The following is a 15,810-nucleotide window of genomic DNA, read 5'->3' as shown; positions in this document are numbered from 1 at the left end:
GAGGGCTAAACGTGTTTAACCAAAATGTGATGAGCGAAATGATGGCGCCGCAAGCGGCGGGCGGTCTAGTGCCTATAGTGGTTGAACAAACAGCCCGTGGGGAAAGATCGTTCGATATTTATTCCCGTTTGCTGAAAGAGCGGGTAATTTTTCTAGTTGGTCAAGTGGAGGATTACTCGGCTAATCTGGTGGTAGCGCAATTGCTGTTCCTGGAGTCCGAGAATCCGGATAAGGATATACATTTGTATATCAACTCTCCCGGTGGCTCAGTGACAGCAGGGATGTCGATTTACGATACCATGCAATTTATCAAGCCGGATGTCAGCACCATGTGTATCGGTCAGGCCGCCAGTATGGGGGCGCTGCTGTTAGCGGGTGGTGCGCAGGGTAAGCGCTATTGTTTGCCTCATTCCAGAGTGATGATTCATCAGCCTTTGGGGGGGTTTCAAGGCCAAGCCTCGGATTTTGATATTCATGCCCGGGAGATTTTGGCTATTCGTGAGCGTTTGAATAAAATCTTGGCCCATCATACCGGGCAACCCTTGGAAAAAATTCAGCAAGATACGGATCGAGATAACTTTCTGAGTTCTCAGCAAGCGGTTGATTACGGTTTGATCGACAAAGTATTGACTAGTCGTATTGCCTGATAAGTGTCGCGTCGCTTCGTCAAGACTGCGACGTGATTTGAATGTTGGTTTTTGATATATTTCATCGCCATGACGAGGTAATGTATCACGGTGGAGTCTGTCTATGAGTAGAGACAAGAAAGGTAAAGACGATGAAAAACTTCTTTACTGTTCTTTTTGCGGTAAAAGTCAAAATGAAGTCAGGAAACTGATTGCAGGTCCATCCGTTTATGTTTGCGACGAATGTGTGGAATTGTGCAACGACATCATCAGAGATGAGTTGCTGGAAGATGAAATGTCCGTGGCCGGTGGTGCGTTGCCTAAGCCGAAGGAAATCAAGCAAGAATTGGATGGTTATGTCATCGGTCAGGAAAATGCCAAAAAAATTCTGGCCGTGGCTGTTTACAATCATTACAAGCGCTTGCGCAGCAACAGCAAAAAGAACGAAGTCGAGTTGGCGAAAAGTAATATCTTGCTGATTGGGCCCACGGGTTCCGGTAAAACCTTGTTAGCCGAAACATTGGCCAGATTGCTGGATGTGCCGTTCACCATAGCAGATGCCACCACGCTGACCGAGGCTGGTTATGTCGGTGAAGATGTTGAGAACATCATTTTAAAGATTCTGCAAAAGTGCGATTACGACGTGGAAAAAGCGGAGACCGGGATCGTCTATATCGACGAAATCGATAAAATCTCTCGCAAATCCGATAATCCGTCGATTACTCGCGACGTTTCCGGGGAAGGAGTGCAGCAGGCCTTGCTGAAGCTTATCGAAGGCACTGTCGCTTCTGTCCCGCCACAAGGCGGTCGCAAGCATCCACAGCAGGATTTTTTGCAGGTCAACACTGCCAATATCTTGTTTATCGTGGGTGGGGCTTTTGCCGGTTTGGATAAGGTCATCAAACATCGTACCGAGAAGGGTGGCATCGGTTTTTCGGCGGAAGTTAAAACCAAGGACGATAAACGCAATGTCGGCGAGATTTTTGCCGATGTGCGCTCCGAGGATTTGATCAAATATGGTTTGATTCCGGAGTTTGTTGGTCGTCTGCCGGTTATCGCTACGCTGGACGAGTTGGATGAAGCCGCGTTGATTCAAATTCTGACACAGCCTAAAAATGCTTTGATCAAGCAGTACAAGCATTTGTTTGGAATGGAAGGTGCGGAGCTGGAGTTTAGAGATGATTCGTTAGCGGCGATTGCCCGCAAATCGATGGAACGAAAAACCGGTGCCAGAGGTTTGCGAACAATTGTCGAGAATGTGTTGTTGGATACGATGTACGAACTGCCTTCCAACGACAAAATATCGAAAGTTGTCATCGACGAAAACGTCATTTTGGGTAATTCGGAGCCAATTTTGGTTTACGAAGCAGAGCAAAAGCTGGTGGCTTCGGACGCTTCTTAGATAAGGGGCTTTGAACGTTTCTCGCGCTCTCGCGAAGAAATAACCAAAAAAGGGGGCTTTTTCAATAAAGCCCCCTTTTTTTTGCCTGAAATTAAAGATACTTGTTTTCTGGGAGTTCATCCTCATATAGGATGACATCTAATGTTTTGAGCTGCTCAAGGGAGCAAATGAAATGACCGAGTTAAAAACCAAAGATGAATTAATTCCTGTCTTGCCGTTACGGGACGTGGTGGTCTATCCGCATATGGTGATTCCATTGTTTGTCGGTAGAGGTATGTCTATTGATGCCCTTGATGCCGCCATAAAACAAGACAAACAAGTGTTGCTGATTGCCCAGAAACAGGCCGATGTCGATGAACCGGGTTTTGATGACTTATACAGGGTCGGGACCTTGGCCAACATCCTACAACTGTTGAAATTGCCGGACGGTACGGTGAAAGTATTGGTTGAAGGCAGTCAGCGCTGCTCCGTAACAAAATACCAAGAAGTTGATAATTATTGCGCGGCCAGCGTCGTCGAGTTGAGTGACGAATTAAATATTTCCGAACAGGAAGCGGAGGTTTTGCAGCGCACGGCGATTAATTCGTTTGATCAGTATGTGAAATTGAATAATAAAATTCCGCCCGAAGTGCTTAATTCCCTGGCCGGCATTGACGACCCAAGCCGCCTGGCCGATACGATGGCGGCGCATATGGCTTTAAAAGTTGAAGAAAAACAGCTGATGCTGGAAATGGTCGATGTGGCTAAACGTCTGGAAAATTTGATGACCTTGATGGAAGGTGAAGTCGATATTCTGGAGATGGAAAAGAAAATTCGCGGCCGCGTTAAAAAGCAGATGGAAAAAAATCAGCGCGAATATTATTTGAATGAGCAAATGAAAGCTATTCAAAAAGAGCTGGGCGAGATGGACGAAGCCAGCAACGAGATCGAAGAACTGGAAAGAAAAATTGCCGCGGCCGGCATGTCCGCCGAAGCGAAAACCAAGGCGACGGCCGAGCTGAATAAACTGAAAATGATGTCGCCGATGTCAGCCGAAGCCACGGTGGTGCGTAATTACATAGACTGGATGGTCAACGTGCCTTGGAAAAAGAAAACCAAGGTGCGGCACGATTTAAAACTCGCGGAAGAGGTATTGGAAGCCGAACATTACGGCCTAGATAAGGTTAAAGAGCGGATACTTGAATATCTCGCCGTGCAGCAACGTGTTAAAGCGTTGAAAGGGCCTATTCTGTGTTTGGTCGGTCCTCCGGGGGTTGGTAAAACCTCTCTCGGCCAGTCGATTGCACGGGCCACCAATCGCAAGTACGTGCGGATGGCGTTAGGCGGGGTAAGAGACGAAGCGGAAATTCGCGGACATAGGCGTACCTACATAGGCTCTATGCCCGGTAAAATTCTGCAAAATCTGTCGAAAGTCAAAACCCGGAATCCCATGTTCTTGCTGGACGAGATCGACAAAATGGCGGCAGATTTTCGCGGCGATCCGGCTTCGGCGCTGTTGGAAGTCCTTGATCCGGAGCAAAACCATACTTTCTCGGATCATTATCTGGAAGTCGATTTCGATCTATCCGACGTGATGTTTGTGGCTACCGCGAATACGATGAATATCCCGCCCGCCTTGATGGACAGGATGGAAATAATCCGTTTGGCTGGTTATACGGAAGATGAAAAAATCAACATCGCCCTGCGCTTTTTGATTCCGAAGCAGATCAAAAACAACGGTCTGGCAGAGTCGGAAATTTCCATCTCCGAAGCAGCGGTCAAGGATATTATCAGGTACTACACGCGGGAAGCGGGTGTGCGCGGACTGGAACGGGAAATTTCGAAAATTTGCCGGAAAGTCGTGAAAGACCTGTTGTTGAAATCCCGCAAAAGTCGAACCTCGGTTACCGAGAAAACACTGGACAAGTATCTAGGCGTCAGACGCTTTAGCTATGGCATGGCCGAAGACAGCGATCAAATTGGTCAAGTGACAGGTTTGGCATGGACTGAAGTTGGCGGTGAGTTGTTGACGATTGAAACTGCGGTAATGCCGGGTAAGGGCAAGCAGCTAACGACCGGTAAACTCGGCGATGTGATGAAGGAGTCGATTGAAGCGGCGGTCACGGTGGTCAGGAGTCGAGCTAATATCTTGGGAATCGACAGCGATGTGTTCCAAAAAAATGATATTCACATTCACGTTCCGGAGGGCGCGACCCCAAAAGACGGGCCTAGTGCCGGTATTGGCATGTGTACCGCTATTATTTCAGCTTTGACCAAAATTCCAGTGCGTGCTGATGTGGCGATGACCGGAGAGATTACCCTGCGCGGTGAAGTACTACCGATTGGCGGACTGAAAGAGAAATTGTTGGCTGCGCATCGCGGCGGCATTGCGACAGTGGTGATTCCGGCGGAAAACGAAAAGGACCTCGCCGAGATCCCGGAAAATATCAAACGTAATTTGGCGATTAAGTGTGTCCGTTGGATAGATGAAGTGTTGGAGTTGGCTCTACAGCATATGCCCACCCCCATTGCTGCAATCCCGGTGGCAGAAATAACTGAAACAGCTACCAGCAAAGTAGAGGTAAAAAAGCCGGGTGTTGTTGCCCATTAAAAGTTGAGTCGGGTCGGCGGAAACCATCAGCGTCGTGGCTTCCGCGGACTTCTGTGCTTGACATCGCTTGCAGGCGATTGATATAAATGTCGACCTCTCGCACCAGGAGAGGCTGTAAATCGGGTTGGTGGAAAACCGGTTAGTGGACAAATCCAAACATTTGTTTGCTGAGCATAATTAATACAACGACATCCTAAGGGGAAATAAATGAATAAATCGGAACTTATCGATGCAATCGCCAGTGCGTCCCAGTTAACTAAAGCTGATGCAGGGCGGGCTTTAGATGGTTTTATCAAAGCAGTAGAAGATGCTTTGAAACAAGGTGATTCCGTTGCCTTGGTTGGCTTCGGCACATTCGATGTTAAAGAAAGAGCAGAGCGTAAAGGCCGCAATCCGCAGACCGGTGAAGAGATCACCATTAAAGCCGCGAAAATTCCTTCATTTAAAGCTGGCAAATCTTTAAAAGATGCTGTAAACTAGCCGCTCTTTAGTCGGGTGCTTAGCTCAGCTGGGAGAGCATCGCCCTTACAAGGCGAGGGTCGGGGGTTCGAACCCCTCAGCACCCACCAGACTTTGGAGCGGTAGTTCAGTTGGTTAGAATACCGGCCTGTCACGCCGGGGGTCGCGGGTTCGAGCCCCGTCCGCTCCGCCAAAACAGAAACCTCGGGCCGTATGGTCCGAGGTTTTTTTTTGCCTGTTAATTTTATGGCCTGAAGCGATCGGGTTTAATACTGTTTAAGGACAGCGTTTATGCTTTTAGAGATTAGAGAAAAGGTGCACGGTCTGTTTGCATCAATCATATTGATTTTGATTTGTGTGCTTTTCGGATTGTGGGGCATCCAAAACTACCTTGGCGGCGGTAAAGAGGCCCCGGTAGTGTCTGTGGGAGACAAGGAGTTTTTTCAGCGGGATGTCAGTCAGGCCTATCAGCAATATGCGCAAAATCTGGCAGGCATGAAATTCGACGAAGAGACGATAAAAAAACAGGCTTTGCAAAAGCTGGTTCGCGACGAGGTGTTGTTGCAATACGTTCAGGATCAAAACCTGTTGGTTAGCGATGAGACGGCCAGGGACTTCATACAAACTCTCGAGTATTTCCAAAAAGACGGTAAGTTCGATAAGACGCAATACCAAACCATGCTCGGTTCGCAAGGCATGTCTTCAGCCGAGTTCGTCAATCGCATCAAAAAAGCTTTGGTGATGGAGCAATTCCAAAGAGCCGTGGTAGATAGCAGCTTTGTCACGCCGGCGGAAATCAACAACTTCTTTAAAATCCAGAACCAAACCCGCGATGTGGAATATTTGACCGTGCCGTTAACGGCTGTCAGTCAACAGCCCGGCGAAGAGGAAATTACCGCTTATTATCAGCAGCACCAGGATGCGTATCAGACTCCCGAGCAGGTGGCTATCGAATACGTGGAATTATCATTGGATAAATTGGCCGCAGATATTAGCCCTACTGAAGAGCAGTTAAAGGCTTACTACGAAGAACAAAAAGTCCAATTCACTACGAAAGAGCGCAGAAAAATCAGTCATATCCTGTTCGCATTCAGCAAGGATAAAGCCGCCGACGATTTAGCGCTGCAAAAAGCCCTGAAAGCCAAACAAGATTTGAAAAACAAGGATTTCGCTGCCTTAGCCGCCGAAGTGTCCGACGATAAATTAACCGCTAAAAATGGCGGCGACCTGGGTTTATTTAATGTCGGCGTGATGGAGAAAGCCTTTGAAGATGCCGCAAGCAGCTTAAAACTGGGCGAAGTCTCCGAGCCCGTTAAATCGGCTTTTGGTTATCATTTAATTAAAGTCACCGAATTGATACCGGGCGACGTAAAGCCTTACGAAGCGGTAAAAGCCGAAGTCAGCAAGGCTTATCAAAAAGCGCAGGCCGAAGCCAAATTTAATACCTTGGCCGAGAAAGTTGCCGAAGTCAGTTATGAAAATCCTGATAGTTTGGCGGCGGTTGCGCAACTATTGGGTGGAGCAACCAGCAAAACCCAAGCGTTTACTCGCACCGCGGGTGAAGGTATCGCTGCCGACGAAAAAGTTCGGGCGGCTGCGTTTTCCGAAGATGTGTTAAAAGGCAGCAACAGCGAGCCGCTGGAAATTGGCGGCGACAAAGTTGTGGTGTTGCGTATGTTATCGCATCAACCTGCCGCCAGCAGAGAGCTCAAGGAAGTTAAGGCTGAGGTCATTACTGCGATTCAGCAAGATAAAGCAAAACAGCAGGCCATCGCAACTGCCGATAAAATTAAGCAGGAATTGGTTGGCGGTAAAACGCTTGCGCAAATCGCCGAAGCGCTGCATTTGCAGACCAAAAAAATCAATGGCTTGACACGCACTACCAGTGAATTGCCGGCGGCTGTTACTCAAGAGATTTTTAGAACCGCCAAACCGAAGGCCGGTCAGCCTAGCGTGGCGGTAATTGACGAAGCCAAGGGCGGTAAATTGGTGGTTAGCGTCAACAATGTACACGAGGGTGTCATGTCGGATAGTGACAAGAGCAAACAGGCCTTGATTGCCAAAAACATCTCGGCCGCCTTTGGTAAGGCGCAGATGGAAGCGGTATTGAATGCGTTGCAGACTAAAGCCGAGATCGTTATCAATACGCAAAAACAGTAAACCGCAAGGTGGGCCTGCAAAAAGGGAGCTTAGTGCTCCCTTTTTTTTGCTTGATTAAGCAGTTAGCGCTTAGCAAAGAGGATGTTGTTGCGGATTCTAGTCAGCGACTTTTAGTTAGTCGCTATAACCATTGCCCGGTGAGTGAATAGCCAGCAGCGTCCGCCCCACATTGGCTTTTAGGCTGACGTTTATTAACATAGTCGCGGATAGCCGAATAAGGCGATTTTTCGCTTCGGATACCATCGATATTATTTTCCTGTTCAGCCATATCATGGGATAAACTTTAAAATTTGTAACAAACATCGCTGCGAAAGCGACACTCGTCTTAATTTTTAATAGCTTGATTTAAGGATCAACATGATTATCAAACCTCGCGTACGCGGTTTTATGTGCGTCACCACCCATCCGGTCGGCTGCGAAGCCAATGTCAAACAGCAGATCGACTACGTCAAAAGTTTCGGCGCCATCGCTAATGGTCCAAAGAATGTGCTGATTTTGGGCGCTTCTACCGGCTACGGTCTGGCATCTCGGATTGTCTCGGCTTTTGGTTCCGGTGCGAAAACGCTGGGTGTGTTTTTTGAGCGCGAGGGTACGGCCGATAAGCCGGGTACTCCCGGTTGGTACAATTCTGCGGCATTCCATAAATTTGCCGAAGCTGAAGGACTGTACGCGAAAAGCATCAATGGCGACGCCTTTTCCGACGAGATCAAACAAAAAACCATAGACGCTCTCAAACAGGACTTGGGCAAAGTCGATCTGGTGATTTACAGCTTAGCCGCGCCGCGTCGCACCAATCCTAGAACCGGCATCACCCACAATTCGACCTTGAAACCGATCGGCAAGGACTTGGTGCAAAACGGTATCGATACCGATAAAGAGATTATCAAAGAATTCACCCTGCCGGCAGCCACCGAGGAAGAAATAGCCAACACGGTGGCCGTGATGGGCGGTGAAGACTGGCAAATGTGGATCGATGCGCTGGCCGACGCCGGCGTCTTGGCGGAAGGTGCCAAAACCACTGCATACACTTATTTGGGCGAAAAAATCACCTGGGACATTTATTGGGACGGCACCATCGGTGCGGCCAAAAAAGATTTGGACAAACGTGTGATCGATATTCGCAATAAATTGGCAGCATTAGGCGGCGACGCCAGAGTGTCGGTACTCAAAGCCGTAGTCACTCAAGCCAGCGCGGCGATTCCGGTCATGCCTTTGTATTTGGCCTTGCTGTTCAAAACCATGAAGGCAGAGGGCACTCACGAAGGCTGCATCGAGCAGGTCAATGGCTTGTTCCGCGATAGTCTTTACGGCGCCAATCCCATTCTGGACGACACCGGCCGCCTGCGTGCCGACTTAAAAGAACTGCAACCGCAAGTACAAGACAAGGTCACGGCTTTGTGGGAACAAATCAACAACGACAATATCAACGAATTGAGCGATTTTGCCGGTTACAAACACGAGTTTCTGAAGTTGTTCGGTTTTGAAGTAGACGGCGTGGATTACGATGCCGACGTCAATCCCGAGGCACCGATTACCAACTTGCTGTAAAGATTACCCCGGTGGCTAGCGCGGCGGCGACCCACCGGGTTAAAAAGTAAGGCCACCTGACGTTTTTGCAAAGGCGGCTTTATCGGCGAACCCCAAACCGATGCGGATAGTGCTAGCCACAAGCAAAAGCGTCGCTCAAGTTTCTGTTTAATTTCTGCGAAACATTGGACACATGCAAACACAATCCTCAACCCGAGACTGGATTCTCTATGCGCTACTCAGTTTGACCATTTTGTTGGTCGTGTTGGCGATGTACCAAATCGATCGGCAATGGCTGAAATTGAGTGAAATGCAAGCCGCGCTGTCTGAGCAAGCCAAGGATATGCGCGAACTGCGCGGGGCTATCGCCTCCGGCGCGATTGCCGCAAACGCATCATCAAATTCGACGAATAGTGGCGAAGTCGCACAAGCATTTCAACGCGCTCATACTGCTACTCGTATGCCGGATTACGCCCAAGGCGACTGGAGCGTGGAAGCCTTTGGCACCAACCTCAAAACCATCACGCCGCTGGTGTCCAGTGATGCTTATGCCTCCAATGTACAAAGTTATGTGTTGGAAAGCCTAATCACCCGCAACCCCGACACCCTGGAATGGGAGGGTCTGGTCGCCAAGGACTGGACGATTAGCGAGGACGGTTTGGTGATTACTTTCCTGATGCGCGAAGACGTCAGTTTTTCCGACGGCAAACCCTTAACCGCCGACGACGTAGTGTTCAGTTTCAATTTCATTATGACTGACGCGATCCAGGCGCCGCGCGAACGGGCCTACCTGGAAAAAGTCAAAAGCGTCAAAGCCAACGGTAAATACGAAGTGATGTTTACCTTCAAAGAACCCTATTTCGAAGCGTTGTCCCTGGCTGGTGGCATAGGCATCATGCCCAAACATTTTTACGAGCCGTACTTGAAAGAGCCGCAAAAATTCAACGAGTCCAAAGGTTTGTTATTGGGTAGTGGCCCTTATCGATTAAACGATCCGAAAAACTGGACGCCGGACAAAGGCAATATTGAACTGGTCCGTAACGAGCGTTACTGGGGCGACGTGCAACCGTCTTACCATCGCATTCTCTGGAAAATCATCCAAAACGATAGCGCCCGTTTAACCACCTTTCGTAATGGTGATATCGACTCTTACTCCGCTAGACCGGTCGAGTATCAAGAGCTGAAAAAAGACCCACAAATCCAGGCCAAGAGCCAAAACTTCGAATACATGCCACCGGTCGTCGGCTATAGCTACATCGGCTGGAACCAAGAGCGCGGCGGCAAACCGACCCGTTTCGCTGACAAGCGCGTGCGGCAAGCCATGACTTATCTGACCGACGTCAGCCGGGTAATAAAGGACGTCATGCTGGACTACGCCGAGCCGGCCGTCAGTCCGTTCAGTAAAACCAGCAAGCAGCACGATGCGGCTTTACAACCTTATCAGGCGGATCTCGACAAAGCCAAAGCCTTGCTTAAAGAAGCCGGTTACCAGGACAAGAATGGCGACGGCGTATTAGAAGACAAGGCCGGGGCGCCCTTTGAGTTTAAACTGACTTACTTTCAAGCCAACGAAGACACCAAACGCATGGTGTTGTTGCTGAAAGACTTGTACGCCCGCGCCGGCGTCAAGTTGATTCCCACGCCGCAAGAGTGGCCGGTGATGCTGGAAAATCTGGACAAAAAAGACTTCGATGCCATCACCCTGGGTTGGACCAGCGGTATCGAAACCGATTTGTACCAGATGTTCCATAGCTCACAAGCAGTCAGCAAAGGTGATAACTACGTCAGTTACAAAAACCCGGCCTTGGACAAGTTAATCGACGATGCCCGCCGCACCGTCGACGAAGGCAAACGAATGCCGCTCTGGCAGCAAGCCGAGCACATTCTCTATGAAGACCAACCCTATACCTTTTTGATGCGGCGCAAGAGCTTGTTATTTGTCGACAAGCGCATCCACAACCTGCAAATGACCAAACTGGGTTTGAACTTCGGCTCCCTGCCGCTGGAAAACTACGTGCCGCTGGCGCAGCAAAAATACACCCAATAGGCCAAGGATTCGCCGATGTTGACTTACCTGTTGCGGCGTTTGCTGTTGATGATCCCCACCTTGCTGGGGATTACCGTGCTGGTGTTCAGTGTGATGGCTATGTCGCCGGGCGGCATCAGCGCCCAGACTTTGATCGGCGGCATGGACATGAAGCCACAGGAAAAACAGGCTTTGCTGGACTATTACAACAAACGCTATGGCCTGGATCAGCCGGCACCGGTGCAATATCTGCGCTGGCTGAACAATGTTTCGCCGATTGGCTTTGTCACAGACCCCCAAGGTCAGCGCGGCGAGTTTTCCTTCAGCAAGGGCATGGACTTGGGTACCAGTTTTCAATACGGCCGGCCGGTATCGGACATTCTGGCCGAGCGCATTCCGATTACCTTGCTACTCAATCTGGTCACCCTGCCGTTTACCTACATCATCGCCATCATGGTCGGCATGAAGGCCGCGACCCAACGTGGCAGCGCTTTCGACTTGGGCGCCGGCATGTCAATGTTGGCCTTGTGGTCGATTCCGACCATGTTGGCGGGCGTCTTACTATTGGGTTTTTTTGCCAATGTTCAGTACTTTCAATGGTTCCCGACCGCCGGCATCAGCAGCCGGGAAGCGCAGGATATGCCCTTCCTGCCGTATTGGGACGAGGGCGGCTTTGTAAGAGGTTTCTTGTTGGACAGAATCTGGCATCTGATCTTGCCGGTGATTTGCCTGTCCTACGGCGGTTTCGCGGCATTAACCAAACTCACCCGCACCTCGATTCTGGAAAACCTGCACGCCGATTACGCCCGCACCGCCCGCGCCAAGGGTTTGGCCGAAACCGACGTACTGTGGAAACACGTATTCCGCAATAGTTTATTGCCGTTGATTACCGTCTCGGCCGGCTTGCTGCCCAGTCTGTTGGCCGGCTCCTTGATCGTGGAAAATATTTTCAGCATCAACGGCATGGGCCAATTGGCGGTGGAAGCGGTGAAAGGCCGCGACCGAGAGTTGGTGTTGTCGATTACCTGGATCAGCGGCTTTCTGACACTGATCGGCTATCTGATCGCCGACTTCTGTTACACCCTGGCCGATCCAAGGGTGAGTTATGACTAAGCCCGTGATTAGCCGCGAATCTTTTTCTGCGCGTATCTGGCGCAAAACCCTGGCCGGCGTTGGCGTTAAATTTGGCTTGGGCTGGGTGGCGCTGTTAGTGTTCTGTACGGTGTTCGCGCCGTTTCTGGCCAACTCCATGCCCTTGCTGATGAGCAAGGACGGCGTGATTTCCGCACCGGTGCTGGAATACCTCAGCGTCGAAGACACCTGGATCTTGGCCAGCTTTTTCATTGCCCTGGTGGTTTACCGGCTAAACATAGACGGCGGTAAACAGATTCTGTTGTTTTTATTGGGTAGTGCTGTGGCGGCTTTGCTGGTTAATAGCTTCGTCAAACCGCCGGTGCTGGTGATCTACGACGATTTCCGAAGCGCCGCTTACACGCAAGTCGATTGGAAAATCATGCCGCCGATTCCCTATGCCCCCGTCGATTATCTGCGCGACTTGGGTAGCAAGGGCCTAGAAGCCCCCTTCGCCACTGAAGGCCACACGCATTTAATGGGCACCGAAGAAAACGGTGCCGACGTGTTAAGCCGGATGATCCATGCCTGCCGCATTTCCTTGAGCATCGGCCTGATTGCCTCTGGGATTGCCTTGGCAATCGGTATTGTAGTCGGTGGCTTGATGGGCTATTTCTCCGGCGTCGTCGATATGCTGGGTATGCGGCTGGTGGAAATCTTCGAAGACATTCCGACGCTGTTTCTGCTGCTGACCTTCGTGGCCTTCTTTGGCCGCAGTCTGTACATGATGATGGTGATTATCGGCGTCACCGGTTGGTCCGGCTACGCGCGTTACGTGCGCCAGGAGTTCCTGAAGCTGCGCAAACAGGATTACGTGCAGGCGGCGGTAGCCAGCGGCTTGCCGCTTACCTCAATCTTATTCCGACACATGCTCCCCAACGGCGTCGCACCTTTATTGGTGGCGGTCAGCTTTGGGGTAGCCGGGGCGATACTGTCGGAAGCGACCTTAAGCTTTTTGGGCTTGGGCGTGGTCGATGCGCCATCCTGGGGGGCGATGCTGGATCAGGCCGTCAAATCCTCGACCTTTAACTGGTGGATGGCGGTGTTCCCCGGCGGCTCTATCTTCATGACGGTGTTTGCCTACAACTTGATCGGCGAAGCGTTTCGGGATGCCATCGATCCGCGCTTGTCGGATAAGGCCGGGGTCAAATCATGAGCCAGCCCTTGTTGGAAGTTCGCAACCTGCGCACTTATCTAAGGTCCGGTGGCGGCGAAGTCAAAGCTGTGGACGACATCAGTTTCAGCATCCCCAAAGGCGAAACCTTTTGCCTGGTCGGCGAATCCGGCAGCGGCAAGTCGGTCAGTGCTTTGTCGGTGATTCGCTTATTGCCGGACGGTGTGGCGTCGCACCCCAGCGGCGAGATTTTGTTGAACGGCCAGGATTTGTTAAGCCTGGATGATGTCGGTATCCGAACGGTGCGTGGTTTAAAAATCGCCATGATTTTCCAGGAGCCTATGACCTCCTTGAACCCGGTGATGAGCATCGGCGAGCAAATCACCGAGGCTCTGCAATTGCATCATCCCGATATGGACGACGCCGAAGCCACCGAGCGGACTATCAAGGCCTTGGAGCAGGTGCAAATTCCCAACGCCGCCAGTCGCTTCCGCGACTATCCGCATCAGTTATCCGGTGGCCAGCGCCAGCGAGTGATGATCGCTATGGCGCTAGCCTGCCAGCCGCAGTTATTGATCGCTGACGAGCCGACCACCGCACTGGATGTGACCGTGCAAGCGGAGATTTTGCGCCTGATGCGCAAACTCCAGGACGACACTGGCATGAGCATGCTGTTCATCACCCACGATTTTGGTGTGGTGGCGCAGATGGCGCATTGGGTGGGCGTGATGCAGCAGGGTAAACTGGTGGAAGTCGGCGCGTGTAAATCACTACTGCGCAACCCTAAGCATCCCTATACCCAACAATTGCTGGCCGCGGTGCCGGAGAATCTGGCCAAACCGGGCAGGGCGGCCCTAGGTGCCAATCCTTCTGTTCCCGAAACCGCCGAATCGCCAAGCGCGGAAAATCTAACTATTTCACAGGAGCCCGTCGTAATAGCGAGAGCAGAACCCTCTCCCCTCGGGAGAGGGCAGGGTGAGGGGATGCAAATCAATGCTTCACCTTACTCGCCCCCTCTGTCGGATGAGTTGCTGAGTAAGAGCGATAAAAAACTGCTTTCCGTACTGGAGCGCGCCGGCTTAAGGCTACAGTCAACGCAAAACGTTTCGATGAACTCCCCTCACCCTAGCCCTCTCCCGGAGGGAGAGGGGACTACCAGCTCGGCTCGGATAGATGTGGATAGTCATAAGAGTTCCGCTCAAATAGTGACGAAGCAGGGCGAGCCGCTACTGCAAATCCGTGATTTGAGAGTCTGGTTCCCCATCAAAAAAGGTTTGTTCCGGCAAACCGTCGACTATGTAAAGGCCGTGGATGAAGTATCGCTGGATATTCCGCGCGGTGAAATCGTCGCCTTGGTCGGTGAATCCGGCTGCGGCAAAACCACTTTGGGCAGGGCGGTGTTGCAACTGGAATTGCCGACGGCCGGCAGCATCCGCATCGACGGTCAGGAACTCACCGGCTTGTCCGCCCGCGAACTGCGGCCGTTGCGCCGCAAGATGCAGATTGCCTTTCAGGACCCGCAATCTTCGCTCAACCCGCGCTTGCTGGTGGAAACCACGCTGATCGAACCGATGAAGGTGCATGGCATCGGCGCCAATCACGAACAGCGTATCGAACTAGCTGGGCAACTGCTGGAAGACATGCAACTCAGCCGCGAATCCTTGTGGCGCTACCCGCACGAGTTCTCTGGCGGCCAGCGCCAGCGCATCGGCTTGGCGCGGGCTTTGGCGCTAAATCCGGAGTTTGTGGTGTGCGATGAAATTACCAGTGCGCTGGATGTGTCGGTACAGGCGGAAATTTTGCAATTGCTGCTGGATATTCGTCGGCGACGGAATCTTACCTTGTTGTTTATCACGCATAATATTGGGGTGGTGGAGTATCTCAGTGATCGGACGGTGGTGATGTATAAGGGGAAGATTGTTGAAGAAGGCTTGACTGCTAAGGTTTGTGGGGCGCCGGAGCATGCTTATACTCAGAGGTTGTTGGCGGCGGTGCCGAGGTTAGTGGTATAGGGGGAGCTGGCATGATATACGGAAACTTTTTAATCACTTGTTAGGCCTCACAGCAATGCTTTTCGGTCACTCGTCGGGCCTTGCAATCGAAGCAGTGCCAGGCCCAGAGGCTGGGCTTCCGCGCTTCGTGGGCAGCAGCTTGGCAGGAAGGATGCAGGTCCATCTAGCCGGTCGCATCGTCGGCGACTTCAACGAGCCATGCTGCGTCTTCAGGCCTCTAGCGGATCACTTGACCACAATCTGTGCTTGTTCGGCGGGCTTGTGGCACGAGAGTCTGGACGGACTCAGGCCTTACGAGATGTTTGAATCTCTCGACCGGGCCTGCTTTCAGGGTCAAAAGGAACCCTACCCAGCTGTCTTCAATCTGATGGGCTTCCTGACGAACGTCTCGGAGTGCTTCAACAACGCAAAGGGGTTTGTCGTGGCACCAAAACCCGGTGTCCTATTGACGCTCGTGCAACTACAAGATGACGTGTTCTTCTCATGCGAGATTACTGTCGCTGAGTGGTGCGCTGCTTCAGCATCCTTCGCAGCATGGCTACTCGACGAAGAGCGCGCGCATGCCGCGGGTTGAGGCCTAGCCAGCGTAGGTACGATTAGCGATAGCGTAATCGTACGCATGTTTTGGAATATGCCATGGCTTATTTTGATGTCGGGTCTCGGCCCGACAGCCGAGATACTTTCTTTTGCTTGGCCAAAAGCCAAGTAGATACTCTGTTCAAAAGCAACAAATTTCATCATCTTTTACTCGGCGATGATGGAT

General features: G+C 51.2%; 11 protein-coding genes and 2 tRNA genes. All 13 read left to right on the top strand.

Features of this window, described 5'->3' with window-relative positions:
• Nucleotides 1-41 precede the first annotated feature (41 nt).
• Nucleotides 42-647, top strand: coding sequence for an ATP-dependent Clp endopeptidase proteolytic subunit ClpP (gene clpP, locus CWO84_RS03755; protein WP_171697797.1), 606 nt, complete (start codon nucleotides 42-44; stop codon nucleotides 645-647).
• 103 nt (nucleotides 648-750) lie between these two features.
• Nucleotides 751-2,028 carry an ATP-dependent Clp protease ATP-binding subunit ClpX gene (gene clpX / locus CWO84_RS03750; protein WP_033158881.1) on the top strand — a complete coding sequence of 426 codons (1,278 nt, stop codon included), beginning with the start codon at nucleotides 751-753 and terminating at the stop codon, nucleotides 2,026-2,028.
• A 172-nt stretch (nucleotides 2,029-2,200) separates the two neighbouring features.
• Complete coding sequence (gene lon / locus CWO84_RS03745; RefSeq protein ID WP_033158882.1) at nucleotides 2,201-4,618, top strand: endopeptidase La; 2,418 nt, start codon at nucleotides 2,201-2,203, stop codon at nucleotides 4,616-4,618.
• Nucleotides 4,619-4,825: 207 nt separating this feature from the next.
• Entirely contained in the window at nucleotides 4,826-5,098 is a 273-nt protein-coding gene (locus CWO84_RS03740) for an HU family DNA-binding protein (RefSeq protein ID WP_020482925.1), read from the top strand.
• Between the two features lie 13 nt (nucleotides 5,099-5,111).
• Nucleotides 5,112-5,187 (top strand) — tRNA-Val (locus CWO84_RS03735).
• A 6-nt stretch (nucleotides 5,188-5,193) separates the two neighbouring features.
• A tRNA-Asp gene (locus CWO84_RS03730) sits at nucleotides 5,194-5,270 on the top strand.
• A 98-nt stretch (nucleotides 5,271-5,368) separates the two neighbouring features.
• A complete protein-coding gene (locus tag CWO84_RS03725) occupies nucleotides 5,369-7,237 on the top strand; it encodes a SurA N-terminal domain-containing protein (RefSeq protein ID WP_033158883.1) in 1,869 nt (622 codons plus the stop codon).
• 357 nt (nucleotides 7,238-7,594) lie between these two features.
• Nucleotides 7,595-8,785 carry an enoyl-ACP reductase FabV gene (gene fabV, locus CWO84_RS03720; RefSeq protein ID WP_033158884.1) on the top strand — a complete coding sequence of 397 codons (1,191 nt, stop codon included), beginning with the start codon at nucleotides 7,595-7,597 and terminating at the stop codon, nucleotides 8,783-8,785.
• Nucleotides 8,786-8,957: 172 nt separating this feature from the next.
• Nucleotides 8,958-10,811, top strand: a complete 1,854-nt coding sequence (locus tag CWO84_RS03715) for a peptide-binding protein (RefSeq protein WP_033158885.1) — start codon at nucleotides 8,958-8,960, stop codon at nucleotides 10,809-10,811.
• 15 nt (nucleotides 10,812-10,826) lie between these two features.
• Nucleotides 10,827-11,903: an ABC transporter permease gene (locus CWO84_RS03710; RefSeq protein ID WP_033158886.1), complete on the top strand. Its 1,077-nt coding sequence runs from the start codon at nucleotides 10,827-10,829 to the stop codon at nucleotides 11,901-11,903.
• On the top strand, nucleotides 11,896-13,077 hold the full coding sequence (locus CWO84_RS03705; protein WP_033158887.1) for an ABC transporter permease: 1,182 nt from the start codon (nucleotides 11,896-11,898) through the stop codon (nucleotides 13,075-13,077). Before CWO84_RS03710 ends, CWO84_RS03705 begins: the two co-directional genes overlap by 8 nt.
• Nucleotides 13,074-15,047: an ABC transporter ATP-binding protein gene (locus tag CWO84_RS03700; RefSeq protein ID WP_033158888.1), complete on the top strand. Its 1,974-nt coding sequence runs from the start codon at nucleotides 13,074-13,076 to the stop codon at nucleotides 15,045-15,047. Before CWO84_RS03705 ends, CWO84_RS03700 begins: the two co-directional genes overlap by 4 nt.
• A 298-nt stretch (nucleotides 15,048-15,345) precedes the next feature.
• Complete coding sequence (locus CWO84_RS24110; RefSeq protein WP_129871358.1) at nucleotides 15,346-15,621, top strand: hypothetical protein; 276 nt, start codon at nucleotides 15,346-15,348, stop codon at nucleotides 15,619-15,621.
• Nucleotides 15,622-15,810 lie beyond the last annotated feature (189 nt).

This window comes from Methylomonas sp. Kb3, from assembly GCF_002834115.1.
In the GTDB taxonomy this organism is placed as follows: Bacteria; Pseudomonadota; Gammaproteobacteria; order Methylococcales; family Methylomonadaceae; genus Methylomonas; species Methylomonas defluvii.
Note: the sequence above shows the minus strand (reverse complement) of the source record. Positions and strands in the feature narration are given on the sequence as shown.